Origin of the sequence: Saccharothrix coeruleofusca, from assembly GCF_017876325.1 — a bacterium.
Lineage (GTDB): Bacteria > Actinomycetota > Actinomycetes > Mycobacteriales > Pseudonocardiaceae > Actinosynnema > Actinosynnema coeruleofuscum.
The window spans coordinates 22,327-42,190 of the sequence record NZ_JAGINV010000002.1 but is presented as its reverse complement, the minus strand read 5'-3'; the positions used below and the strand labels follow the sequence as shown (position 1 = coordinate 42,190).

General features: G+C 71.2%; 37 protein-coding genes. 10 read left to right on the top strand and 27 right to left on the bottom strand.

Annotated features, from left to right (window positions below):
• Window positions 1-39: 39 nt before the first annotated feature.
• From JOF41_RS36395 to JOF41_RS36265, 27 genes are all read right to left on the bottom strand, one after another.
• The gene (locus JOF41_RS36395; RefSeq protein ID WP_209624851.1) at window positions 40-702 is read right to left on the bottom strand and encodes a phage tail tube protein; all 663 of its coding nucleotides are present in this window, start codon (window positions 700-702) and stop codon (window positions 40-42) included.
• A gap of 67 nt (window positions 703-769) precedes the next feature.
• Window positions 770-1,183, bottom strand: a complete 414-nt coding sequence (locus JOF41_RS36390; RefSeq protein ID WP_443705804.1) for a phage tail termination protein — start codon at window positions 1,181-1,183, stop codon at window positions 770-772.
• 2 nt (window positions 1,184-1,185) lie between these two features.
• Window positions 1,186-1,491, bottom strand: coding sequence for a hypothetical protein (locus tag JOF41_RS36385; RefSeq protein WP_209624847.1), 306 nt, complete (start codon window positions 1,489-1,491; stop codon window positions 1,186-1,188).
• Complete coding sequence (locus tag JOF41_RS36380) at window positions 1,491-1,838, bottom strand: hypothetical protein (protein ID WP_209624845.1); 348 nt, start codon at window positions 1,836-1,838, stop codon at window positions 1,491-1,493. Before JOF41_RS36380 ends, JOF41_RS36385 begins: the two co-directional genes overlap by 1 nt.
• Window positions 1,835-2,287: a hypothetical protein gene (locus JOF41_RS36375; RefSeq protein ID WP_209624843.1), complete on the bottom strand. Its 453-nt coding sequence runs from the start codon at window positions 2,285-2,287 to the stop codon at window positions 1,835-1,837. The genes JOF41_RS36380 and JOF41_RS36375 overlap by 4 nt, the downstream gene beginning before the upstream one ends.
• Window positions 2,288-2,299: 12 nt before the next feature.
• Window positions 2,300-3,232 carry a major capsid protein gene (locus JOF41_RS36370; RefSeq protein WP_209624841.1) on the bottom strand — a complete coding sequence of 311 codons (933 nt, stop codon included), beginning with the start codon at window positions 3,230-3,232 and terminating at the stop codon, window positions 2,300-2,302.
• Between the two features lie 66 nt (window positions 3,233-3,298).
• Window positions 3,299-3,847: a hypothetical protein gene (locus JOF41_RS36365; RefSeq protein ID WP_209624839.1), complete on the bottom strand. Its 549-nt coding sequence runs from the start codon at window positions 3,845-3,847 to the stop codon at window positions 3,299-3,301.
• A 58-nt stretch (window positions 3,848-3,905) separates the two neighbouring features.
• Entirely contained in the window at window positions 3,906-4,712 is an 807-nt protein-coding gene (locus tag JOF41_RS36360) for a VG15 protein (protein ID WP_209624837.1), read from the bottom strand.
• A gap of 2 nt (window positions 4,713-4,714) precedes the next feature.
• Window positions 4,715-6,091, bottom strand: coding sequence for a phage portal protein (locus JOF41_RS36355; RefSeq protein WP_209624835.1), 1,377 nt, complete (start codon window positions 6,089-6,091; stop codon window positions 4,715-4,717).
• 27 nt (window positions 6,092-6,118) lie between these two features.
• A complete protein-coding gene (locus JOF41_RS36350; protein WP_209624833.1) occupies window positions 6,119-7,960 on the bottom strand; it encodes a terminase large subunit domain-containing protein in 1,842 nt (613 codons plus the stop codon).
• Complete coding sequence (locus JOF41_RS36345; protein WP_209624831.1) at window positions 7,950-8,324, bottom strand: hypothetical protein; 375 nt, start codon at window positions 8,322-8,324, stop codon at window positions 7,950-7,952. The genes JOF41_RS36350 and JOF41_RS36345 overlap by 11 nt, the downstream gene beginning before the upstream one ends.
• 34 nt (window positions 8,325-8,358) lie before the next feature.
• Window positions 8,359-9,105, bottom strand: coding sequence for a bifunctional DNA primase/polymerase (locus JOF41_RS36340; protein WP_244992879.1), 747 nt, complete (start codon window positions 9,103-9,105; stop codon window positions 8,359-8,361).
• A gap of 258 nt (window positions 9,106-9,363) precedes the next feature.
• A complete protein-coding gene (locus JOF41_RS36335) occupies window positions 9,364-9,672 on the bottom strand; it encodes an SAP domain-containing protein (RefSeq protein WP_209624829.1) in 309 nt (102 codons plus the stop codon).
• Window positions 9,672-10,001, bottom strand: coding sequence for an HNH endonuclease signature motif containing protein (locus JOF41_RS38725; RefSeq protein ID WP_209624827.1), 330 nt, complete (start codon window positions 9,999-10,001; stop codon window positions 9,672-9,674). Before JOF41_RS38725 ends, JOF41_RS36335 begins: the two co-directional genes overlap by 1 nt.
• The gene (locus JOF41_RS36325) at window positions 9,998-10,201 is read right to left on the bottom strand and encodes a hypothetical protein (RefSeq protein WP_209624825.1); all 204 of its coding nucleotides are present in this window, start codon (window positions 10,199-10,201) and stop codon (window positions 9,998-10,000) included. Before JOF41_RS36325 ends, JOF41_RS38725 begins: the two co-directional genes overlap by 4 nt.
• A gap of 3 nt (window positions 10,202-10,204) precedes the next feature.
• Window positions 10,205-10,495, bottom strand: coding sequence for a hypothetical protein (locus JOF41_RS36320; RefSeq protein ID WP_209624823.1), 291 nt, complete (start codon window positions 10,493-10,495; stop codon window positions 10,205-10,207).
• Window positions 10,488-10,766: a hypothetical protein gene (locus JOF41_RS36315; RefSeq protein WP_209624821.1), complete on the bottom strand. Its 279-nt coding sequence runs from the start codon at window positions 10,764-10,766 to the stop codon at window positions 10,488-10,490. Before JOF41_RS36315 ends, JOF41_RS36320 begins: the two co-directional genes overlap by 8 nt.
• 29 nt (window positions 10,767-10,795) lie before the next feature.
• The gene (locus tag JOF41_RS36310; RefSeq protein WP_209624819.1) at window positions 10,796-11,488 is read right to left on the bottom strand and encodes a hypothetical protein; all 693 of its coding nucleotides are present in this window, start codon (window positions 11,486-11,488) and stop codon (window positions 10,796-10,798) included.
• Window positions 11,489-11,500: 12 nt separating this feature from the next.
• The gene (locus JOF41_RS36305) at window positions 11,501-11,800 is read right to left on the bottom strand and encodes a hypothetical protein (RefSeq protein WP_209624818.1); all 300 of its coding nucleotides are present in this window, start codon (window positions 11,798-11,800) and stop codon (window positions 11,501-11,503) included.
• Between the two features lie 13 nt (window positions 11,801-11,813).
• Complete coding sequence (locus JOF41_RS36300) at window positions 11,814-12,227, bottom strand: helix-turn-helix domain-containing protein (RefSeq protein ID WP_209624816.1); 414 nt, start codon at window positions 12,225-12,227, stop codon at window positions 11,814-11,816.
• A 234-nt stretch (window positions 12,228-12,461) separates the two neighbouring features.
• Entirely contained in the window at window positions 12,462-12,848 is a 387-nt protein-coding gene (locus JOF41_RS36295) for a hypothetical protein (RefSeq protein ID WP_209624814.1), read from the bottom strand.
• Complete coding sequence (locus JOF41_RS36290; protein WP_209624812.1) at window positions 12,845-13,321, bottom strand: hypothetical protein; 477 nt, start codon at window positions 13,319-13,321, stop codon at window positions 12,845-12,847. The genes JOF41_RS36295 and JOF41_RS36290 overlap by 4 nt, the downstream gene beginning before the upstream one ends.
• On the bottom strand, window positions 13,318-14,031 hold the full coding sequence (locus JOF41_RS36285) for a hypothetical protein (RefSeq protein ID WP_209624809.1): 714 nt from the start codon (window positions 14,029-14,031) through the stop codon (window positions 13,318-13,320). Before JOF41_RS36285 ends, JOF41_RS36290 begins: the two co-directional genes overlap by 4 nt.
• Window positions 14,028-14,342, bottom strand: a complete 315-nt coding sequence (locus JOF41_RS36280; RefSeq protein ID WP_209624807.1) for a hypothetical protein — start codon at window positions 14,340-14,342, stop codon at window positions 14,028-14,030. Before JOF41_RS36280 ends, JOF41_RS36285 begins: the two co-directional genes overlap by 4 nt.
• Complete coding sequence (locus tag JOF41_RS36275; RefSeq protein WP_209624805.1) at window positions 14,339-14,596, bottom strand: hypothetical protein; 258 nt, start codon at window positions 14,594-14,596, stop codon at window positions 14,339-14,341. Before JOF41_RS36275 ends, JOF41_RS36280 begins: the two co-directional genes overlap by 4 nt.
• A gap of 7 nt (window positions 14,597-14,603) precedes the next feature.
• Complete coding sequence (locus JOF41_RS36270) at window positions 14,604-14,774, bottom strand: hypothetical protein (RefSeq protein WP_209624803.1); 171 nt, start codon at window positions 14,772-14,774, stop codon at window positions 14,604-14,606.
• A 185-nt stretch (window positions 14,775-14,959) separates the two neighbouring features.
• Window positions 14,960-15,736: a GntR family transcriptional regulator gene (locus tag JOF41_RS36265; protein ID WP_209624801.1), complete on the bottom strand. Its 777-nt coding sequence runs from the start codon at window positions 15,734-15,736 to the stop codon at window positions 14,960-14,962.
• Window positions 15,737-15,850: 114 nt separating this feature from the next.
• Between JOF41_RS36265 and JOF41_RS36260 the strand changes: the two genes are divergently transcribed.
• The 10 genes from JOF41_RS36260 (at window position 15,851) to JOF41_RS36215 (ending at window position 19,851) form a co-directional block, all read left to right on the top strand.
• Window positions 15,851-16,084, top strand: a complete 234-nt coding sequence (locus JOF41_RS36260) for an excisionase family DNA-binding protein (protein WP_209624799.1) — start codon at window positions 15,851-15,853, stop codon at window positions 16,082-16,084.
• 139 nt (window positions 16,085-16,223) lie between these two features.
• Complete coding sequence (locus JOF41_RS36255; protein ID WP_209624797.1) at window positions 16,224-16,412, top strand: hypothetical protein; 189 nt, start codon at window positions 16,224-16,226, stop codon at window positions 16,410-16,412.
• Window positions 16,412-16,561 (top strand): hypothetical protein, encoded by a 150-nt coding sequence (locus JOF41_RS36250; RefSeq protein ID WP_209624795.1) that lies wholly within the window; start codon window positions 16,412-16,414, stop codon window positions 16,559-16,561. The genes JOF41_RS36255 and JOF41_RS36250 overlap by 1 nt, the downstream gene beginning before the upstream one ends.
• A 74-nt stretch (window positions 16,562-16,635) precedes the next feature.
• A complete protein-coding gene (locus tag JOF41_RS36245; RefSeq protein WP_209624793.1) occupies window positions 16,636-16,854 on the top strand; it encodes a hypothetical protein in 219 nt (72 codons plus the stop codon).
• A 45-nt stretch (window positions 16,855-16,899) separates the two neighbouring features.
• The gene (locus tag JOF41_RS36240) at window positions 16,900-17,193 is read left to right on the top strand and encodes a hypothetical protein (protein ID WP_209624791.1); all 294 of its coding nucleotides are present in this window, start codon (window positions 16,900-16,902) and stop codon (window positions 17,191-17,193) included.
• 91 nt (window positions 17,194-17,284) lie between these two features.
• Window positions 17,285-17,560, top strand: a complete 276-nt coding sequence (locus tag JOF41_RS36235; protein WP_209624789.1) for a hypothetical protein — start codon at window positions 17,285-17,287, stop codon at window positions 17,558-17,560.
• A gap of 23 nt (window positions 17,561-17,583) precedes the next feature.
• Window positions 17,584-18,513, top strand: a complete 930-nt coding sequence (locus tag JOF41_RS36230) for a DUF2637 domain-containing protein (protein ID WP_209624787.1) — start codon at window positions 17,584-17,586, stop codon at window positions 18,511-18,513.
• 21 nt (window positions 18,514-18,534) lie between these two features.
• On the top strand, window positions 18,535-18,996 hold the full coding sequence (locus tag JOF41_RS36225; RefSeq protein ID WP_209624785.1) for a hypothetical protein: 462 nt from the start codon (window positions 18,535-18,537) through the stop codon (window positions 18,994-18,996).
• 1 nt (window position 18,997) lies between these two features.
• A complete protein-coding gene (locus JOF41_RS36220; protein WP_209624783.1) occupies window positions 18,998-19,531 on the top strand; it encodes a hypothetical protein in 534 nt (177 codons plus the stop codon).
• Window positions 19,528-19,851 (top strand): hypothetical protein, encoded by a 324-nt coding sequence (locus tag JOF41_RS36215; RefSeq protein WP_209624781.1) that lies wholly within the window; start codon window positions 19,528-19,530, stop codon window positions 19,849-19,851. Before JOF41_RS36220 ends, JOF41_RS36215 begins: the two co-directional genes overlap by 4 nt.
• Window positions 19,852-19,864: the final 13 nt, after the last annotated feature.

Here is a 19,864-nt window from a genome sequence, read left to right as displayed (position 1 = left end):
GGCAGGCGGCGACCACCCAGGCACCGCCCACCCCACGTCTCAGGAGCCGAAGCCCATCGAGGCGAGCAGCGACTTCCAGCCCGGCCCACCGAAGAAGTGCCGAATGCTGTACCCGGCGGTGGTGTCCGGGGTCGCGGTCAGCGTCATCTGGTAGGCGATCTCCCCCGAGTCCGTCCACGTCTGCTCACCGCGCTCGGACACCATCGCCCGCGGCAGCAGACGACCGATGAAGATCGCGTCGGTGCCGTCGCCGTCCACCGCGATCGCGAACGCCCGGTAGTAGCGCGTCGCCGGGCGCAGCGGCCGCGAGAACGCCACCTCACCGGTGGTCGCGTCCGGGGTGACCGCGGACAGGTCCACACCCTCGTACAGCTCCAGGGTGCGCAGCTTGGTCTCCTGCGCGGTGAACTGCAGGCCGGTGACGTCGGAGACGATGTCGCGGCGGGTCGGGTCGGCGAACCCCCACGAGGTGGTCTCGTTGGTCTCGATGTCCCGGCTCCAGGTCAGGGCGTTGTCCTTGGAGATCAGCCCCAGGTCCTCGTAGCCGGTGGGCAGGGTCGCCAGGGCGCTGGACGCGCCCGTGGTCAGCGTCGCGGGCAGCGTCGAGGACAGCGGCGCCAGGAACACCGCCCCCGCGAGCGCCTTGCGGATCAGGGCGGTCTGCGCTTCGCGGAGCGCGTCGAACGTCGTGGGTGTAGTCATGTCGACCTCCGTGTCGAGGCGTGCGTGGGCAGGCCCCGACGGGGCCACAGGGACAGAAACGAGGTGGTCAGGAACGCGGGCGGCGTAGCTCGACCTGGTAGGTCGCGAGCTTGCGCCGCAGTTCCGGGTTGTCGTACGGGACCTCTTGCGGGCTGGTGGCGGTGACGCACCGGTCCACCAGCACCCCGTCCGGGTACGTGGGGGTCGGCACGCGGGTGCCGCCCGCGCCGAGCATCCGCTGCCGCACCTGTTCGGCGATGCCGATGGCTTGCTTGTAGGACGGGGCGAACACCGCGACCTCCACCAGCGGCCGGTCGGTGATGCCGTCGTCGGTGCCGCCGACCCGCAGTACCTGGATCACCGGCCCGTTGTCGCCGAGGTTCGGTGGGGTCGTCTGCGTCACCGTCGGTGCCAGCGCCGGTGCCTGCCGCAGCAGCGCCATCACCAACTCCTCCGCGTCCGGCCACACCGGGAGCACCATGCTCACTGCTGCTCCCCTTCGATCACCGCGATCGCCGACCGCAGCAGGTGCCGGGCCTTGGTGCGCTTGTTGCCGAACTCGATCGCGGCGGACTTCGCGTCCGTGGCCTCCAAGCGCGCCCCGGCCCGGTCCCCGCGTGGCGACACCGCCCGCACCGCCCGCACCCCGGCGGCGTAGCGCCCGGACTCCCGCGGCGCGCGAGCCTGCACCCAGCGGGCCCCACGCTGCGCCGCTTCCAGGCACGCCCGGCCCATGTCGTCGGACTTGAGCAGCGCGGCCATGCCCGCACGATCGGGTTGGTAGCGCATCAGCCGGTCACCCTCTCCAACGCGATCTCCACACCAGGCGTCCAGCCGGTGAGCGGGCTCGCCCACGACCCGGCTTCGCCCTGCACCCGCCACACCGTGTCGTGGTAGATGGCCGGAACCATCCGGTCCGCCGGTAGCCGCACGAGGTCTTGGGCCTGGATGTCGGCGCCGTGTGGCGCGAACAGCGTCAGCCCGACGATCACCGTGTCGCGCTGTTCCTCCCGCTCGGAGGAGGTGCGCGGCGCGAGCGCGCACCCCGGCACCTGGTGTGTGGTGCCGGGCTGCTCGTCGCCCCACTCGTCGCGGGAGTTCGGGCGTTCGATCGTGGCGGTGAACGTGTGGTTCACGCCCAGTCCCACAGGATCGAGTCGCCGCCGTACTGGTCGTCCACCCACACCGGTGTGCCGGGGTAGTCACCACGGGTGGTGGCCTGCGTCCACAGGCCAGAGGTCGCCGACCGGTACTTGGCCAGCAGCGCGACCTCCTCGTCCAGCAGGTACACGCCGGTCTGGTCATCGGCCAGGCGCCGCGAGAACGGGCCCACCGTCTCGGCGACGAGCCCCTCGGGGTTGCGCACCACCCGCAGCGCCGCCTGCAGGGTGATGGTCACCACCGCGGCCGGGGCGGACACGGTGCCCGCCTCGGTGACCCAGGTGCGGTTGGTTTCGGCGCGCACGATCTCGGAGGCGTCGGCCAGAGCTGCCAGCGCCTGCTCCCGCTGCGCCCCCGTCAGCGCGCCTCGGCCGAGGCGCGCTTCGAGGGCTTCGATGGTCGCCAGCGCTGGCAGGTCCGCCATCACCGTCTCCGATCAGGCCATCGTGATCTTGACGGCGCGGACGAAGTCGGGGTCGGTGTCCACGTCCGCGCCGTCGGTGCCGTCGGCGACGATGTTCGTGCCGATGTAGGTGTCCACCAGCGACCGGTCCTGCACGTTGCGGAAGTCGTAGTCGCGCAGCCACCGCATCGCCAGCCCCTGGAACGCCTGCGACGCGCCGAACGTGGCGCCCGCCGGGACCGAGGGTGCCCGCATCGACAGCACGTAGGCGGTGCGGTGGAACGCGAACCCGACGTTCGCGGGCAGCGCGTTGGTGGCGAACACCGGCCCGAACCCGGCCAGGCGGCCGATCTGGGCGTCCCGCAGCGCCGAGTCGGTGCCCGACTGGTCGACCTTGGACAGGTGCTCGGACTTGAGGAACACGCCCTCCATGTCCGCGCCGACCACCAGGAACCGCTCGGTGCGGGGAACGTTGGCCTTGTTCAGCGCCACGTTGGCGTCGACCGCGGTCTTGTACGGGTCGCTGGTGTCCAGCGTCAGCGTGGTCGCGTAGGTCGCGCCCACCATCTCCGCGACCACCGCGTTCTCGATGCCCTCGGCGACCGCGCGCACCTGCGGCGCGAGGACCTGGGTACCGAAGTCGGTGATGTCGAGGGTCAGCTCCTCGTCGGTGACCGGCACCGCGTTGTACACGTCGGTGTCGAGGGTGACGTCGACCTTGGTCTCGGTCAGGTCGTCCATGGTGATGATGCCGGTGCCCTCCGACGCCGCGCCGCGCGCGCCGCGCAGGGTGCGGGTGCGGGCCTGGGTACGGGCCGGGACGCGGATGGAGATGGTGTCGCCACCAGCCCCGGCGAAGTCCCCGGCCGCGTCGCGCCAGATCAGGCCGGGCAGCACGATCTCGCGCTCCAGCAGCCCCAGCGCAGCGGACGCGATACGCGTCGCCTTCAGGAACGTGTTCGCCACGGTGACCTCCTACGGATCGTCGTGAACCGCCAGCGGCCCTCGTGGCGTGGCCGTGCGGGTGTCGTGTCAGCCCCGACGGATCAGGTCGGCGAGCTTGCGGGGATCGGTCTCCTCGGGCTCGTCGTCGGGGTCGGCGCCGCCGCGCAGCGCCTCGGTGGGCTTGCTGGCGGGGGCGGTCTTGCGGGCGGTCGCGCCGAGCAGCTCGTACAGCTCGGCAGCGTCTTCGGCGAGTTCCTCCGGGGAGCCGCCGGTCACGCGCTTGGCCACCGCCTTGACCTGCGCCAGGCTCGCCCCGTCGGGGGCGGCGTCCAGCGCGGCCTGCAGCTTCGTGAGGGACGCCTCGGCGGTCTCCGCGCGCGTCTTGAACGTGTCGCGGTCGCCGGTGAGGCGTTCGACTTCGGTCTTGCTGGCGTCCTCCAGTTCGCGGGCTTTCTGCGCCAGCGGTTCGAGCTCCTTCAGCCGCTTGCGGAGGTTCTCCGCCTCGGAGTTCGCCTTGGCGATCTTCCGGCGGGCGCGGTCCTCGTCGAACGGCTCGGGCTTGCGCTCCTCGTCCGGCTGCCCCTCCGGGGGGTCGATGTCCGGGGCGTCGTTGTCGGGCGCGTCGTTGTCGTCCATGTGCCCTCCAGGGGCGATTCAGGGTGTGCAACAACCCCGCCACCAGGGCAGGGGAGACTCAGGCCGCGGCGAGGATCGGGTCGCCGGGCAGCGGACGGCCCTCCAGGGCACGCCGGAACGCGCGCCGCGCCGCATCCGTGTGCAGACCGCGCGTCGCCGTGACCCACAGGTCGGCGAACCGCGCGTTGTCCTCCGGCAGCGGCGCGTCCGGGTCCAGGGTGGGTTCCAGGGTGCAGCCGCAGTAGTCGTGGAACTTGAACATGCCCGGCCCGGCGAACCGGTCACTCGCCTCACGCCCGCCGGACTCCTCGGACAGGTACACGTAGCCGCGGCTGGCCATCATGGCGCAGAACCAGCACGGGTCTGGGTCGGTGACCCGCGCGTACCGCACCCCGGAGCGGTCCAGCGGTTCCGGGTCGAGCAGCACCGCCCGACCACCGTCGAGCACGTGCCGTCCGGCCGCGCCGGCCACCGTCGACTGCGCCACCCGCACCGCCGAGGCCAGTGGCTGCCCGGCCTGCGTCAGGTTCCGGATCTTCACCGGGCCGGTCACCAGCAGCGACGTCTGCGCCGCCCGCGCCCGCTCCGGCGTGAACCTCGGCAGCCGGGGCTCCGGCGCGGGACGCCCGGTCTCGGCCTCCAGGAACAGCGCCAGATACGCCGCCGACGCGGCCGCGGAGCGCTGCCAGTGCTGCCGCAGCAGCGGCACCATCGCGGTCAGCCACGGCTCGGTCGTCGCGTCCAGCCGCGCAGGGTCGAGCAGCCCGAACAGGCGCAGCAGCTCCTGCAGGAACCGGGCTCGGATCGACAGTTGCTCCTGGCGGTGCTGGCGGGTCAACCGCGCCCCGCGTGCTGTGAGGGCCACCGCTACACCAGCCCGCCGTCGGCCTGCTGCTCCAGCCGGTCGGCCAGCACCGTCAGCGGGTCGGCGGCCTGCATCGCCGCCCACTCGTCCACGTCCGACTTCTCGACACCGGGGATCATGCCCCACAGCGCCTTCACCGGGATCTGCAACTGGTCGGCGAACTTCCCCAACGCGTCCGCGGCCTGCGCCAGCGACCGGATCTCCATGTCCTGCCACGACACGCGCGCCATCACGTCGACCGCGTCCTCCTCGCGGCCCTCCAACTGGGCGGCGAGCTGCAGAGCCTGCACGTGCGAGGTGCCGGTGGTCTTCTGCCGCTCGTACACCTTCTGCCGCAGCCCCGCCCGCGCCGCGGCCAGCGCGTCGGCGGACAGGTTCACCAACTGCCCGGTGAGGGTGTAGGTGGGGGTCTGCGACACCGCGGCCAGCGCCTCGATGTCGGCCCGCCACGAGTTCACGAACGGGTCCAGCGGGGTCTCGTCCAGCGTGCCGAACCGGGTGTCCTTGTTCGTGGACATCAGCAGGTCGCCGTTGCGCAGCAGCATCTTCACCTGCTCCTGCTCGGCAGGGTCGTCCGGCTTGGCCATGCCGGTGGCGTAGCGGATCTTCCACGAGTTGAAGTGCTGCGCCAACAACCGGTCGTAGGCGGTCTTGTTGATGCGCTTGGCCGCGGGGATGAACGGCTTGACCTCGCCGTCGGAGCGGCCGTCGAGGTCGAGCATGTTGGCGTAGCGCACGAACGGCGTCACCCCGGCGCCGTGTGTCTGGTAGGTGATGTACTCGATGCCGCCGCCGCTCTGGTCGCACGACAGGAAGTGCACGTCCTGCTCGTCGTAGAACCGCAGCATCAGCTTGTCGCCGGACTTCTCCACCTGCAGCACGAACATCGGCCAGTCGTCCTCGGCCGGGTCGGCGTACACGGCGTACGCCTTGCGGGGCGACACGCCGCGCATCGACGCCGTCGACACCCCACCCCACATGCCGGGCAGGACCCGCACGAACGCATACCCGTAGGCCAGCATCGCCCGGTGCACCGCGATCTGCCGGTTGTCGAACTTGTTGGCCTTCCACGTCCGCCACGGCCCCGGCAGCGCCGCCAACGACTCACCGGTCTCGCTGCCCGCGCCGGGCGGGTACAGCGGCGACCGGTAGGCATCCACGTACATGCACTGCGCGACCGTGGTGACCACCAGGTTCAACCACGGTGTCTCCGACAGATCCCGCAGCGCCTTCAGCTCCGGGCTGGCGTCCCGCGGCAACTGCAGCGGCTCCGGTGTCCACCGGTACCAGGCGTCGATGACGTTGAGCCGGTCCCGCTCGGCCCGCCACCCCGGCCACAACTCCTTGCCCACCAGGTCGACCACGGACTTCCTGGCCATCGTCACGAGGACACCGCCCTCCCCGCGTCAACGACCCCAGATCGTCCCGGCATCCACAGGCTCCAACTGGTCAGTGCGGTTGAGCACCAGGCGCCGCAGCATCCGCGCACCCACCGCGCACACCGCCAGATCCACCTTGCGCGGCGACTCCTTCGCGCCCTTCCACAACGACACCCCGTACCGGTTCGGGTAGCGGCGAGCGTTGCGCACGTGCTGTCGCATCCGCTTGTCCCCGTCGTGCAGCAGCGTGTGCTCCTCGATCTCCTCGACCGTGCGCTCCGCCGCCGCCGTGAACTCCTGCACCCGCGCCGGGGACGTCATGTCCCACATCACCGCGTGCCCCGTACCCGCCTTGCCCGGCACCGCCCACACCCGCAGCTGCGCCGCGTACCGCCGGTGGAACCGGTCGATCGTGTCGTCCCAGTACCGCTCCGCGGTCTCGTCGTCCCGCGTGTGCGACGGGTCGGCGAAGAACGCCACCACCCGGTAGTCCTCGAACACCGCCGCCACACGCTGCTCCACCACCAGCCGCGGCGCCGTCCATCCCTCGCCGCGTCGCCCCGGTGGCCGCTGCCACATGCCGAACGTCACCAGCAGCCCGTCATCCAAGCGACACCCGACCAGGGCGGTGGCGTCCTCGGACTTCGAACAGTCCAGGAACAGCACCAGCTCGTCGCCGGGCATCAACGGCAACGCCCGACCGGTCGCCTCGCACAGATCCCAGTCGCGCGGATCGACCCAGGCGTCCTCGGCGGCGGTGATCTGGTTGAACCAGAACCGACGCGACCGCGACGGCGGGTTCCGGCGGTCCAGGATCGACTTCACGATCCGCTGCGGCTTCAACCACACCGAATCCCCGCGCACCGACCGCACGACCTCGCCGATCACCTCGACCACCTGCGCCTCGGACGGCTCCTGCCCGTCGGGCAGCCCCAGCGCCCTGGCGATCGCATCCGGCGCCAGCGGCGCGTCCGGAGCGGCCTCCAGCGAGTCGTACAGCAGCCCCGTGTCCACCGCGGTCCCGGCCTGCGCCGCTTCCCACGCCTCACGGTCCCGCTGCGCCTGTGAGTCCTCCGACGGCTCGTAGGCGTTGGTGATCCGCAGCGTCCGCGCCGCCCCGTCGGCGGACTTCGTCGTGTTCCGCTCGATCACCTCGGCCATCTCGTGGCCCTGGTTCGACGCGTTCCAGTGCTGGGTCTCGTTGAGCAGCACGAACGATGACCGCGCCCCCTCCAACGTGGTCGGCGACGACGTCACCGCCTGGATCAGCCGCTCCCCGCCGTAGGCGTGCACCTGCTCCTTGCCGATCTGCAGGTCGTACTCCTCGCGCGCCTCGGCGGTGAACATGCCGGGGAACAGCCGGAACGTGTTCTTCGTCTGCTCCAACGACACTGCGGCGCACTGCACCCACGCATCCGGGCAGTCCGTCGCCACCGGTTCTCCGTCGCGGCCCCACTCCAGGAACCGGCACGGCCCCACCGCCTCGGCCGCGGCCAGCAACGCCCCCAACGGGTCCTTGCCGTGCCCCTTGAGCCGCTGCAGCACCCCGTCGCGGTAGACGAACTGCCCGGCCTCGTCCAGCGCGAACCACCACAGGATGAACCGGGCCTGCTCCAGCGTGCACCGCCACGGCACACCGCGCCGCAGCTGCAGCCACACCCCGGACCAGCCCAGCACCGCCCACCCGAGCGTCGCCTCCGGCAGCAACCAGTGCCCGTCGTCGGTGCGCTGCCACGTCGGGCCGATCGCCACCGGCTGCCAGCGGAACACCTCCGGCGGCGGCGCGGGCTGCGCGAGCGCTTCCCGGTAGTGCCGGATGACGGGCGTGTACGGGTCGTCCTCGACGGTGGCGGCGCGTCTACGCGCCACGCCTCTTCCCCGTGCCCCACCGCGCCTGCGCGGCCTTCCGCGCCGACGACGACCGGTCCTGCGCCGCCTGATCCGCAGACCCCGCGTCCTCCGGCAGCTTCAACGCCGCGAACAACCGCGCCAACGTCGACCGGTGCTGCCGGATCTCCGTCACCAGCGGCGACGACACCGGCTGCCCCATCGACCCCTGCACCACCAGATCCGCGCCCCGAAGCTCCGCCTCCAACCGCTCGATCAGGTCGATCTCGCGGCAGCAGTCCTCCAGCACCCGCCGCTCGTCCGCGCGCAGGTCGAAAGACCCGGTGATGTCGTCCCACACCGCGCGCGCCTTCGCGCCGAGGTTGGCCGGTCGGCTGTTCGCCATGACGCCCTCCAGGGGCTAAAGCCCCTCCAGGGGGCTAGGTGAGCTGTTCCACGACCACGCCGATGTCCGCCAGCCGCGTGCAGCGACCGAACCGCTTGCCGGTGATCGTGATGTAGCGGCCGGTGCCGTACACCTCGACCCCACCGGGCAGCTTCCGGCCCGCTCCGACGCGGGCGTAGCCCCACACGTGCAGCCCATCCCCGGAAGGGGACACCTCGATGTAGGTGTCGGGCAGCGCGGCGAGGATCTCCGCGGCCCGCCCGGTCGGGCGGCCGTCGACGAGGCAGTGGTCGAGGTCGATGCAGACCAGACCGTCACCGTTGAGCACGAGGCCCTTGCGCTGGTGGTGCTGGACCTGCTCGTAGGTGGACCAGGTGGTCGGGTCGGTGGACGAGGCAGCACGGCCGTCGGCGGTCAGCGGCACCTTCGCCGCGGTGTGCCGCACCCAGCGGGGCCGTTCCCGCAGCTCCACGGGGATCTTGTTGCGGTGCGCTGCGACGCGGCATCGGGTCGAACAGAAGCGGGTGCCCTTGCGGGCGCGCACCGCCAGCGGCTTCCCGCAGCGATCGCATCGGGGCGGGCTGCTCTTGACGCGTCGCGCCTGCCGCCTCTCAACCGGCTCGACCAGCCGCAGGTTGGCCAGCGACTCGACCTGCGGCAGGCCGTCGGTGTTGATGCCCTGCGGCCGGTACATCCACTCCGGCCACAACCCCGGCTCGGTGGTCAGGTCGATGGGCAGCGTGACCAACTCGTCCGCGGCAGGCCGATCCGGCGTCGTCATGCCACCAGTCTACCGGCCATGTAACGCGAACAAGGCATCTAGCAGCGGAAACGTCCGGCAACGATCAGGTCACCGGCTCAGTCGCCCCCAGACGAATCAACCACCCCGAACCCCTGCCAAGAGGCGACGAACTGCCCAACGGGCGCCTACGGACGCGAGGGGAGCCGCCGAAAAACGCCCACCGGGCGCACGCAGAACCCGAGCCGGTATGCCGTCCGGGAGGGAGGGGGACCGGAGGGGGAGTCACCCCCCAGGGGGTCAGTCGTCGTCGCCGGTCTGCTGCTGGCGTTCGAGGTGCTGCTGGATGCGGTCGGCGAGCTGGGCCTTGGTGCCGGAGGTGGGCAGGCCGTACTCCTTGGCCTTGGCCTGGAGGTCGGCGAGGGTGGTGGTCTCGGGGTCGGGCTCCTCGACCTCCTCCTGCTTCTCCTGCTGGCGGGTGCTGGTCTGCTGGTCGAGGGCTTCGGCCTTGCCCGCGGTGATGAGCCAGTCGGCTTCGGTGTCGGTGAACTCGACGGTGGCCCCGGCCTTGTTCTGGCCGAGGCGGGTGAGGAGTCGGACGGTGCGCATCAGCGTGCTCCTGGTGTGCGGTGGCCGGGGTGTGCTTCGGGTGTGCGGTAGCGCTGGGCTGCGCGTGCGGCGCGGGCTTGTTGGGCTTCGCGTTGGGTCTTGGTGGCGTGGCAGGTGGGGCAGAGCCATTGGAGGTTGCCGAGGTCGTGGGTGCCGCCGCGCCAGCGGGGGATGCGGTGATCGCAGTCAGTGCCGGGGTTGGGGCAGCGGTGTCCACGGACGCGGCCTTCGCAGCGGCCACCGGCGCGTCGGCGGGTTGCCGCTCTGCGTTGGGGCCAGTCGGGGGGGAGGTCGTCGCGGCTGGTGCTGTCGGCCCATCTGCCGGTCACTCCGACTCCGGGGGCTCGTGGTATTCGCGGCCGTCGAGACTGTGGTGGATGACCAGCCAGTTGGTGCCTTTGCCGTCTGCGCGGGGCACGGTTTCGCTGTGGGGGCCGCAGAGGCAGTCGTCGTCCATGCTGTGCTGGATGGCGTCGTGGAGGGGCAGGACCTGGGTGTCGTGGTCGGTGTCCTGCGCGAGCCACTGCATGGGTCAGAGCCGCGTGTACTCGTTGACCTGGGCGAGGTCGGCGGGGGTGCCGTCGTCGTTGACGGGCAGCTGGTAGACGGTCCAGACCTGCATCGGCGAGTACAGGGTGAGCTGCTCGTCCCAGATGAGGTAGTCGCTGGGGTAGGCGATGAGGTGCCCGCCGGGGTGGGAGATGAGCAGCGCTGGGGGGCGTCCGGCCATCTCGGGGAGGGGGGTGACGGTGCCGTCGTGCTCGGTCACCAGCCCGGTGACGGCGCTGGTGTTGGTGCCGTTGAACTGGATGCCCTCAGCCACCGGGGTTCTCCTCGCTGTCGGGGGTGGGGACTCCGACGAGTTCGGCTTCGCCGTCGTGCACGATGCGGCACCGGCCTTGCGGGTCGTGCACGTCGCCCTCGAACAGGATCGGCACCCACGCGCAGCGCAGCGGGTTCGGTGCGCCGGGGGTGAGGGTCTCGATGATCGGGCCAGCATCGTGGATGGTGAGCCCGGCGAAGATGTAGTCCCCGATGGACAGGGTGGGGCCTGTTTCGCTCTCGATGATGTGGAGGTCTTGGGAGATCCGCATGGCGGTGTCCTTGGGCGGTGGTGGGTGGTTCAGGCGAGTGCGGCGCCGATGATGGTGGCGGTGCCGCCGGAGATCGCGGCGGTGGCTTTGAACGTCACGGTGCACCCGGCCTGGGTGATCGAGTCGGGCTTGATGGTGGCGGTGACCTTGCCGAGGATGCCGGGGTCCACGACCGGGGGCCGCACGTCGTAGCTGGCCACGGGCATGGGCTGCGCCCACGTGACCGGCCTGTCCACGACGGTGCCGAGGGCCAACTTGGGGACCTCGATGGCCTGGACACGGATGTGGACCCGGCGGGCGGCGAGGACCTCAGCGACCTGCACTGCCCGCAACGCGGTGGTGTTGGCCGCGGCGATGCTGTCGACGAGCTGGGCGAGACGCTGGTCCTGCACGTCCTGGTCGGCGGCGATCTCGGAGAGTTCCGAGCCGTGCTCCGCGAGGAGGATGCCGTGTTGCTGCAGGGTGCTGCCGAGCGCGCTGATCTGGTCCTGCAGCTGCTGGTGCACCTGGTCCGCCACGACACGCACGCTCTGGACGTTGCCCGCGAGGCTCTGCAGTTGCACGAGCTGGCTGCCTGCTTGGTTGAGGCGGCTGTCGAGGAGTTCGCGCTGTTCGGCGAGGGCCGTGGCGACCTTGGCTTGGTCGGCGGGCAGCGACGTCATGAGGGTGTCGACCTTGGCGGCGATCTCGGCGGTGGGGCTGCCGAGGAACGTGCGGCGCACGGCGACCTCCCTCTAGCTGCGGGCGACGCTGATCGTCGGCGTGCCGGGGGAGATGAGTTTGACGACGGTGGGGCCGCTGGTGGTGGGTTCGATCTCGACGCTGGTGACCGCTGCCGGGAGGAGCCGGGTTTTGCGGCCTGCGACGGTGGGGGTGGTGCCGTCGACGGTGAAGTAGACGGCGGCGGTGCCGGTCATGTTGACGATCTCGACTTCGGTGACGTCGTCGGCGAAGGTGACGGTGTCGACGACGCCTGCGGTGAGGGTGATGTTGTGGATGCCTTGTTCGTCGGCGGCGATGGTGTGGTCGGCCACGGGTCACCCCCTGCTAGTTGGAGGAAGTGGCTGGCGTCTCGAATTCGTGGGCGGGGACCTCGCTGTAATAGGCCCGTGGGTCGCCTGTAGGTGGCACCCATGAGCCTCGAACCCATGCACGGGCCTCATCGACTCGGACACCCTGATTCGGGGTGAGGTGGTAGAGGCTGGTGTCGCCCTCGACCGGGACTAGTAGGTGCACCGGAGCCACATCAAGCGCTAGGGCGAGTCCCAGAAGTTCGTTCACGCTGAGTGATTTCCTGTAGCCCTTTTCGAGCTTGGTTACAACGCCTGCTTGCCAGGGGATGCCGAGGCCGGACATTGCTTCGGCCAGGCCTTCCGCTGTCAAACCTCTCCGGGTGCGCAGTTCTTTCATGCGTTGCACGACGATCTGCGTTACGTCCAATCGGGGTGGCTCTTCTTCCATGATGGAAGTGTAACTTTCAGTGTCGCTGCGGCCCCGGTTCCGCCACGTTCCGGGGCCGCAGCTCCCTCCCACCCACCGTGGTGGTCTTGGTGCCCGGCCGGGCCGCTCGCTGGTGTTGGGGATGCGGCGGGGCCGGGGTTGGGATGTGCGAGAGCCCCGGTCGCGAGGGGTGCGGCCGGGGCTCTGGGCATACGTGTGGTTGGGGCTGAGTGTGAACTGTCACAGGTTGATGTGTCAAGCACTGTGGCGGTCGGCGCGGCGGCGACGCTGCTCGGCCTGGTAGTCCAGCACGTCGCGCGGTGTGTTGACCGGGCGTCCGGCGTCGTCACGGCGGTCGGGGATGTGCCCACGCGCCCGCCACTGCCGGACGAGTTCGGGGGTGAGGCCACCGCCGAGGAGTTCGGCGAGGTCACGGGGCCGGTGCGGGGCGTCGAGGTCAAACACGAGGGGTTGTGGTGCGACCCAGGGTTCACCGAGGCGGGTCATCTCACGGTCGATGGCGGCGGCGCGTTCGGGGTCGAGTTGGGTGAGGGCGGCGCGGTAGGTGGTGGCGACGCGGCGGGCGCGGTCGAGTGGGGTGTCACCGGGGTAGGGCCAGGGCGACCGGCGCGGCTTGATCACGGCTGCTTCTCCACGCCGTAGCCCTCGGCGAGCGGTTCGAGGATGCGCCGCTGCCGGGTTTCCAGCCCGCAGTCGCAGGCCGTACCAGCGCGGGCGTCGTCGGCGCAGCCCGACCCCGGTGCCCGCTCCTCTTCGTTGCCGTAGGGGTTGGTCACGGCTTGGGCGCACGAGTACCACGGGTCACCCTCGATGTACTGGTGCTGCCAGGACATCACCTCTTCGACGATCTTCCGGTCGGCGGCGCAGCGGCGGCGCACAGCCTCCGGCACCCCGCACTCGCACCGGTCGCCGCCGCCCGCCTGGCTACCGAAGTACCGGCCGCAGCCCAGGGTGTGCCAGGACTCGTCCAGGTTGCGGCCGGTCGCCCCGTCCACCCAGCCGTCGCTGTGGAAGTCCCTGTAGTCCGGGTAGACCCGATTGGCTTGCTCCAGCGCGTCGATCGCGGCCAACAGCCGCTGCACAAGGTCGTTCACGCCGCGCTCCGTTCGTACGCCTTGGCCAGCACGTCCGCGCGCGCCTCGTAGGACTCCAGCGGCTCCCGGTAGTGACAGCAGCGGCAGTCCACCTGCCCCGAACCCTCCTCCCGCACCAAGGCCAACGCCTGGCACTTCGGGCACGGCGACCAGAGACGGTGGGCGCGGTGGGTGCGGCCCTCGACCAGCGCGACTCGCTCGTGCAACTCCAGCAGCCGCAGCGCCCCATCCACCCCGTCCTCCTCGCCGAGCACGACGGGGGAGCGGCCGGAGAGGCGTTCGTCGCGGCCGTCCAGCCGGGCCACGTCCATCACCGGCACGTGCAGGAGAGCGGGCCAGTCCGCGAGCAGCAGCTCCACGGCGCGCCGCAGACGCCGGTCGGGGGAGCCGACGTCGGCGTGATCCCCTACCGCGCTGGCCCACAGGCCCGCCTCGAACACCAGGTCTTCCTGCAGGGTGAGCACGCCGAGACGCAAGGGGACGGGGAGCTCGCGGGTGCCACCAGTGGGGGCGTCGGTGGTGCGGCCGGTCTTGGACAGCAGGTGGCCGAGTTCGAGGTAGTCGCGCGGCAGTTGCTGGATGGCTCGCTTCACGGTGGTGGTGTCGAACTGGCACAGGCCGCCCGGCACCGTGGCCCAGGCGGGTTCGCGGCGGGCGTCGCCGCACTGCTCGCCGCGGCGACACCGCAGACCGGTCTCATCGGTGCTCATGAGGTCTCCCGGAAGAAGCGGCGGGGGTCGGCCAGGTCGGCGCGGACGCGGTCGGCGAGGGAGGCTTCGTAGCGCCACTGCAGCTTGAAGCGGCGGAACGGGTCGAGATCAACGCGCTGCCAGGCCGGGTCGCGCCACTGCTCGTCGGGTAGGCCGAGCTCTTCAATGGGGATGCCCGCGATGGTGAGGCTGGCGAAGTCAAGGGGCTCGTGCTCACTGTGGACCGGGAGCCATCCGTATCGGAGCCAGCGTTCAACGGTGAGGCCGATGAGGTAGGCGAGGGTCGTGACCACCAGCCAAGCGGCGTTCATCGGAGCCTCCGGTGGATGGCAAAGCCGTGCGAGCCGACTTCGAGGGCCGCGCCGACGATGGGCCCGTCGTTGAAGGTCACGGTGTCCGCGCCGGGCTTGGGGACGGCTTGCAGCACGGGGGTGAGGCTGATCCAGGCGCGGTTGGGGTTGGTGGTGCGGTAGTGGCTGCACCGCAGGGTGACAGTCCGGATCAGGGGGCGGACGAGGTCGGCGACGATCGGGGACAGCGCGTCCCGCAGGTGGCGGCTGAGCATGGCGCGCCTACTTGTGGTCGCGGAGCCACTCGGCGGCCGAGGTGTGCCCGGCCTGGTCGAGGTCGTCGGCGGCGTCGTTGCGGGCTTTGGCGCGGATCTCGCTGGCCATGGTCTCGACGACCTCGCCGATTGCGGTCTTGAGTTCTGCGGACACGACGGGCGTGGGGTGGCTGGTCACCGGCGACCTCCTGGCGGCAGAGGGGGTGGTCCGCCGCAGGGTAGGTCCGATGACCGGAGCTATTCGACCCGACAGGGGCCGGTTACCGAACCGATGCCGCAGCGTGGGGTGTGCGCACGGAAATGCGCGTACACCCGCACGTGCAGATGCACTCTCTGTAGACCGGAACGCCCCCGGCCCGCACATCAGTCCAGCGGCACCTCGTACACCAGCTCGTACCGCTCCCCGGCCATCACCATCCGGTTGACCTCCACCGGCCGGTCCTCACTGGTGAACACCACACGCACCACCTCGGCGACCGGTGCACCGAGCTGGAGTTGGAGCCGCTCCGCCTCCTCCGCAGTGGCAGGGCGGGCGCGAACCGACTCGACCGCGCGAGCCAACCGATACCCGAGGTCCTCCAAGCGCGCGTAGATGCCGCCCTGGCCGCTGTTCTCCTGCTCGATCTGCGTACCGCGGGTGATGGTGCGCGGCAGCCACGAGGTGGCCAGCTGCACCCGCACGCCGTCGGCGGACATGACCCGATCCCGCACCAGCACCTCGTCGCCCTCGCTGATACCCAACGTCTCGGCCAGAGACGCGTCTGCGGTGGTGAAGCTGACGCTCACGCTGGAGGTGACGGTGAACCCGCCCGTGGCGGCGTCGCTCATCATCGCGCCGCGCCCGGCTTGGCGTTCGGCGCGGGAGAGGCGCTTGCTGGAGACCCGCAGCACCGTCGGGCGGGCACGGACGATCGTCCCGGCACCGAAGCGGCTCTCGGTCAGACCCTCGGCGCGGAGGACCGCGAGGGCGGTTTGGACGGTCTGACGGGAGACGCCGTAGTGGTCCTTGAGGGTGGTGACCGTGGGCAGGGCGTGCCCTGGCTTGTAGTCCCCTCGGGTGATAGCCGCGCGTAGGTCGGCGGCGATCTGCTGGTAGCGCGGCTCGCTGGCCTGCGGGTTTTCGCTTTGGTCTCCTGCCACGCCTCCAAGGGTAGGGGCAGACGTACCAGTACGACTCTGCAACTCCTGCAACTCCTGCTACTCTGACTCGTACCAGTACGACCGAACCGGTACAAGATCGGAGACCAACCGCCGATGGGGAACCACACCGAAGAGACCGAGGAGTTGGTCCTGGTCGGCGAGTTCGCCAAGGAACTGGACGTGCACCCGAGCACGGTCTACCGCGCGATCAGCGACGGACGCCTACCCGCCCTGCGGATCGGCAACGGCCGCGGCACGCTCCGCCTCCAGCGCACGGACTGCGACGAGTACCGAAAGGCCTGCCAGCAGGCCGCCCACCGCCTCGAACCGCTGACCCACCGGCCCTGACCTGGGTGTCGTGCTGATCCCCCCGACACGGCACGGCACCCCACATGCCCGGCCGGAGACCACCTCCCCCGCGTCTCCGGCCGGGCCCCCACCACCCAGACCTGATCCCCAGATCACCCCGACTGCACCGGAGGACACCGTGACCGCCCAACTCGACACCACCACCAGCGGCGAGCACCTCGCCACCGCCCAGACCCTCGCCGCCGACACCGCCACCCAGCTCACCCGGACCCCCGACATCGACCCCGAGCTGCGGGCGCTGATCACCGCCGTGCTGGCCGTGGCCCACGCCGTCATCGCCGGAATCCAGCAGAAGGACAACGCCTGATGCCTCGCAAGCCCGCCCCCAAACGGCGTCGCAGGCCCCGGCTGATCCCCGGCGCGAAGGGCAACGGCTACTGCATCAACGGCTGCGGCCAGCAAACCAGCGGCGGTAACGCCCGCTGCGGCCCGAACTGCCCCGGCTCCGGCCACTGAAGCCCCGGTCGGGGCGGGTGACCACCCCTCAACCCCGCCCCGACCGGACCCACCCCACCCCTGAGGAGCACCCCGTGTTCAAACGCAACCGCAAGCCCGCCCCCAAGCCGGTCGCCACGTGCGCCTGCTGCAGCGCACCGCTCGACAACCACGGCTTCTGCCCCCGGTGCACCGATGAGCCGTTCTGCGACTGCATCCAATCCAAGATCGAATCCGGGGAGATCCAGACGGTCTACGTCACCAACTCCGCCGACGAAGGCTTCCGCAGCGTGGTGGTCCGAGACACCTGGTGATCCGCTACACCGCCGCCCACCACACCCACCCCCTAGGAGCACACCGTGAACAACACCACCACCGACGCCACCCTCAGCGACGTGGACCTGCGCCACGAAGCGTTCCGCCGCGCCACCGAACTCCACCCCGACGCCACCGCCGAAGAGACCATGCGCCTCGCCGAGTGGCTGCTCACCGGCAGCGTCCTGCTCGACCCCACCCGCCTGGAGACCGCCGCCCGCGCCGCCATCGAGATGGACGGCCGCAACTGGGACAACTGCGGGCCCGCCACGAAGGCCAGCTACGTGGGGCAGGCCGCGCGCGTGGTCACCCACTACCTCGCGGGCGGTGCCCGATGACCACGACCCGCCCGTGGCGTTGCCCGCACTGCCACACCAACGCCAACACCGGCCCCCGCTGCCGCGTGTGCCGAGTCCCCCGAGGTGCCCAGTGAGCGGCGCCGGGTGGCTGCTCGGCGGTGTCCTGCTCATCGCCGCCATCGCCGGAACCGACACCCCCGAGCAGCAGGAACAGCAGGACCCGGCCGTGGTCGGGGACTGGGGCTTCACCGAAACCGCCTGCGACCAGCACAACCGCGCGTTCAACGTGCGGCCCGACACCCCCGAGGCGTGGGCCGCCGCGCAGGAGTGGTGCGACCGGTCCGGGCAGCTGATCGAGCAGGCCCCCTGGCCCGACGGCATCCACCCCACCTCCATCCCGACCTGACCCACCGATCTGGAGACGTAGCCGTGCAGCAGCACACCGCCCCCCGCCCGCCCGAGCTGTGGACCGTGATCACCATGGCGGTGATCCTGATCCCGCTGGCCGCCTGCGCGTTCGTCCTGTCGTTCCAGATGCTGCACCCGGTCATGCTCCTCGCCGGGTGGAGCGCGGGCACCGCGTGGCTGGGGCCGGTGCTGATCGACCTCGCCGCCGGGGCCGGGGCGCTGATGATGATGGTGCTGCGCGGCACCGCGTGGCGGTTCGGCCTGGGCCTGCTCTCCGCGTCCACCGCGCTGTCCATCGTCGGCAACCTCGCCGGGCACAACATCGAACGCGCCGACGGCAGCCACTCGGCGGACTTCCCGCCGGAGTTGGTGGGGGCGCGGCTGCCGGAGGACTGGCAGTGGGTGGTGGTGCTGCTGTCGATCGCGGCCCCGGTGTTCGTGGCGGTGCTGGTGCACGCTTTCGCCGAGGTGCTGATGTCGTACCTGGCGGCCCGCCGTCCGGCTGCCGCTCGCCCTCCGGTCACGGCCCCGGCGCCGAAGCCCGCCGCTCCGGTGCCGTCCCGGCCAGTGCCGCCGGTCCACGCCACCGCTGAGCGGGTCACCGCGCCGAAGCCCTCGGTGGCTCCGCCGAAGCCCGCCCCCGCTGTCACCGCTCCCACGACTCCGGTCGCCCCTGCGAAGCCCGAGCCCAAGCCACTGCCCGCCCCCGCCCCGGCTGTCCCGGTGACCGCGCCCAGCAACGTCACCCCCATCCGCGCCGCAGGCGAGACGTCCCAGAAGGAGCGCGCCTACCAGCGGTACGCGCAGCTCGCCGATGAGCGCGGCGGCGACCCGTCGAAGGTCACCGGCCGCGAGATCGCCGACTTCATGGGCGCCGAGCACTGGAAGCGCAAGGTCACCGAGTTCAAGAACCGCTACGTGGCCGCCCAGTCGGCCGCCGTCAACCAGTAGACCAGGGCGAAAGGACCTGCCATGAACATCCAGCTCAGCCTGCTCAGCGCGCTCCTCATCGCCCTGGGCGCAGTGCTCATGTGGAAGAAGAAGTCCCCCAAGGCCGTCACCTGGATGTGGTTCTGGGGCGTGCTGGGCATCTCCGGCGGCGCCATGACCGAGGTGCACAACCTGCTGCGCCAGGCCGGGCAGGCCGGTGGCTCCCACGTCAGCCTCGGGGCCAACGCGATCTGCGGCCTGGCCGGGGTGGTCCTGTTCTACGTGGTGCTGCTGGAAGCACCGCTGAAGAAGGGCCGCTCGACCCGGACCGGCCGCGGCGGCGGGGGCGCGGGTGGGGTGCGGGGCCACACCCCCTACATGGCGATCGTGACCGCGCTGCTGCTGGGCGTGCCCACCGGCGGGGTGATCGCGATGCTGCGCGGTGAGGCCCTGGACCTGCTGGCCTGGGTCGGCGGGCCCCTCGCGACGTTCTTCGGAGCCTGACATGGAACTGGTCCTGTTCTGCCTGCTGGTCGCCTGGTTCATGGTCTCCCGCGCCGCCGTCGACACCGCCACCATCGCCCGCCGCGGCCTGGCGTGGGGAGCCGACCGGCTCGCCGGGGGCGCCGACCGGGCGGCCCACCGGTCCCCACGCCTGGCCGGGTTGGTCGGCCGGTGGGCGCGCGCTATCGCCGCCCGCCTGCGCAACCGCCCCAAGCCGTCGGAGGCGCGGACCTCCGACGGGCAGGCCCTGCGCGCTGCCGCCGGGCAGTTGGCGGTGGCGGGGGTGGCGCTGCTGCTGGTGTGGGTGCGGCTGGTGGTGGTCGACGCGATCGGTGCCGCGAACGCCGCCTTGGTGCGCCGCTCGGAGTGGACGCGCTGGCCCGTCGAGGGTGAGCCGGGTGGCCCGGTGCGGGCCACCGCGCAGCGCACCGACCGCCCCGTCCCGCCCGCAGGGCCCGCTCTGCCTCCGGGGCGTCCGGCCGCGAATGTCCCGCCCACCGTGTTTTTCACGTTCATCAGGAAGGACGAATCATGACCAGTCCCGAGTTGGAGTCCGGTACCACCGCCGTCACCGTCGGCGAGGGCGGCCTCGGTGCCTACATCCAGTTCGCCCAGGGGATGCACGACGCCTGCCAGCAGGGCTTCGACGCCTGCGAGGTGACCCTGGCCGACATGCAGAGCCGCGGCTGGTTCGGCGAGAAGACCGCCGGGCTGGAGCGCGGGCAGGAAGCGCTGGCCACCGCTCGCGGCGCGTTCACCGAGATGCTCGAAGCGCTGGAGCAGGCCAAGGCCGTCGCCGAGGCCTACGCCGCCAACGTCGGCGCGGGCGACCGCGAGTCCGTCACCAACCTCTAACCCGGAAGGAGCC

Coding starts and splice junctions, on each gene's coding strand:
- JOF41_RS36395 (WP_209624851.1), bottom strand. CDS start 702: ATGACTACACCCACGACGTTCGACGCGCTCCGCGAAGCGCAGACCGCC.
- JOF41_RS36390 (WP_443705804.1), bottom strand. CDS start 1,183: ATGGTGCTCCCGGTGTGGCCGGACGCGGAGGAGTTGGTGATGGCGCTG.
- JOF41_RS36385 (WP_209624847.1), bottom strand. CDS start 1,491: ATGCGCTACCAACCCGATCGTGCGGGCATGGCCGCGCTGCTCAAGTCC.
- JOF41_RS36375 (WP_209624843.1), bottom strand. CDS start 2,287: ATGGCGGACCTGCCAGCGCTGGCGACCATCGAAGCCCTCGAAGCGCGC.
- JOF41_RS36365 (WP_209624839.1), bottom strand. CDS start 3,847: ATGGACGACAACGACGCGCCCGACAACGACGCCCCGGACATCGACCCC.
- JOF41_RS36355 (WP_209624835.1), bottom strand. CDS start 6,091: ATGGCCAGGAAGTCCGTGGTCGACCTGGTGGGCAAGGAGTTGTGGCCG.
- JOF41_RS36345 (WP_209624831.1), bottom strand. CDS start 8,324: ATGGCGAACAGCCGACCGGCCAACCTCGGCGCGAAGGCGCGCGCGGTG.
- JOF41_RS36340 (WP_244992879.1), bottom strand. CDS start 9,105: ATGACGACGCCGGATCGGCCTGCCGCGGACGAGTTGGTCACGCTGCCC.
- JOF41_RS36335 (WP_209624829.1), bottom strand. CDS start 9,672: ATGCGCACCGTCCGACTCCTCACCCGCCTCGGCCAGAACAAGGCCGGG.
- JOF41_RS36325 (WP_209624825.1), bottom strand. CDS start 10,201: ATGCAGTGGCTCGCGCAGGACACCGACCACGACACCCAGGTCCTGCCC.
- JOF41_RS36315 (WP_209624821.1), bottom strand. CDS start 10,766: ATGCGGATCTCCCAAGACCTCCACATCATCGAGAGCGAAACAGGCCCC.
- JOF41_RS36300 (WP_209624816.1), bottom strand. CDS start 12,227: ATGGAAGAAGAGCCACCCCGATTGGACGTAACGCAGATCGTCGTGCAA.
- JOF41_RS36285 (WP_209624809.1), bottom strand. CDS start 14,031: ATGAGCACCGATGAGACCGGTCTGCGGTGTCGCCGCGGCGAGCAGTGC.
- JOF41_RS36280 (WP_209624807.1), bottom strand. CDS start 14,342: ATGAACGCCGCTTGGCTGGTGGTCACGACCCTCGCCTACCTCATCGGC.
- JOF41_RS36275 (WP_209624805.1), bottom strand. CDS start 14,596: ATGCTCAGCCGCCACCTGCGGGACGCGCTGTCCCCGATCGTCGCCGAC.
- JOF41_RS36260 (WP_209624799.1), top strand. CDS start 15,851: ATGGGGAACCACACCGAAGAGACCGAGGAGTTGGTCCTGGTCGGCGAG.
- JOF41_RS36250 (WP_209624795.1), top strand. CDS start 16,412: ATGCCTCGCAAGCCCGCCCCCAAACGGCGTCGCAGGCCCCGGCTGATC.
- JOF41_RS36225 (WP_209624785.1), top strand. CDS start 18,535: ATGAACATCCAGCTCAGCCTGCTCAGCGCGCTCCTCATCGCCCTGGGC.
- JOF41_RS36220 (WP_209624783.1), top strand. CDS start 18,998: ATGGAACTGGTCCTGTTCTGCCTGCTGGTCGCCTGGTTCATGGTCTCC.
- JOF41_RS36215 (WP_209624781.1), top strand. CDS start 19,528: ATGACCAGTCCCGAGTTGGAGTCCGGTACCACCGCCGTCACCGTCGGC.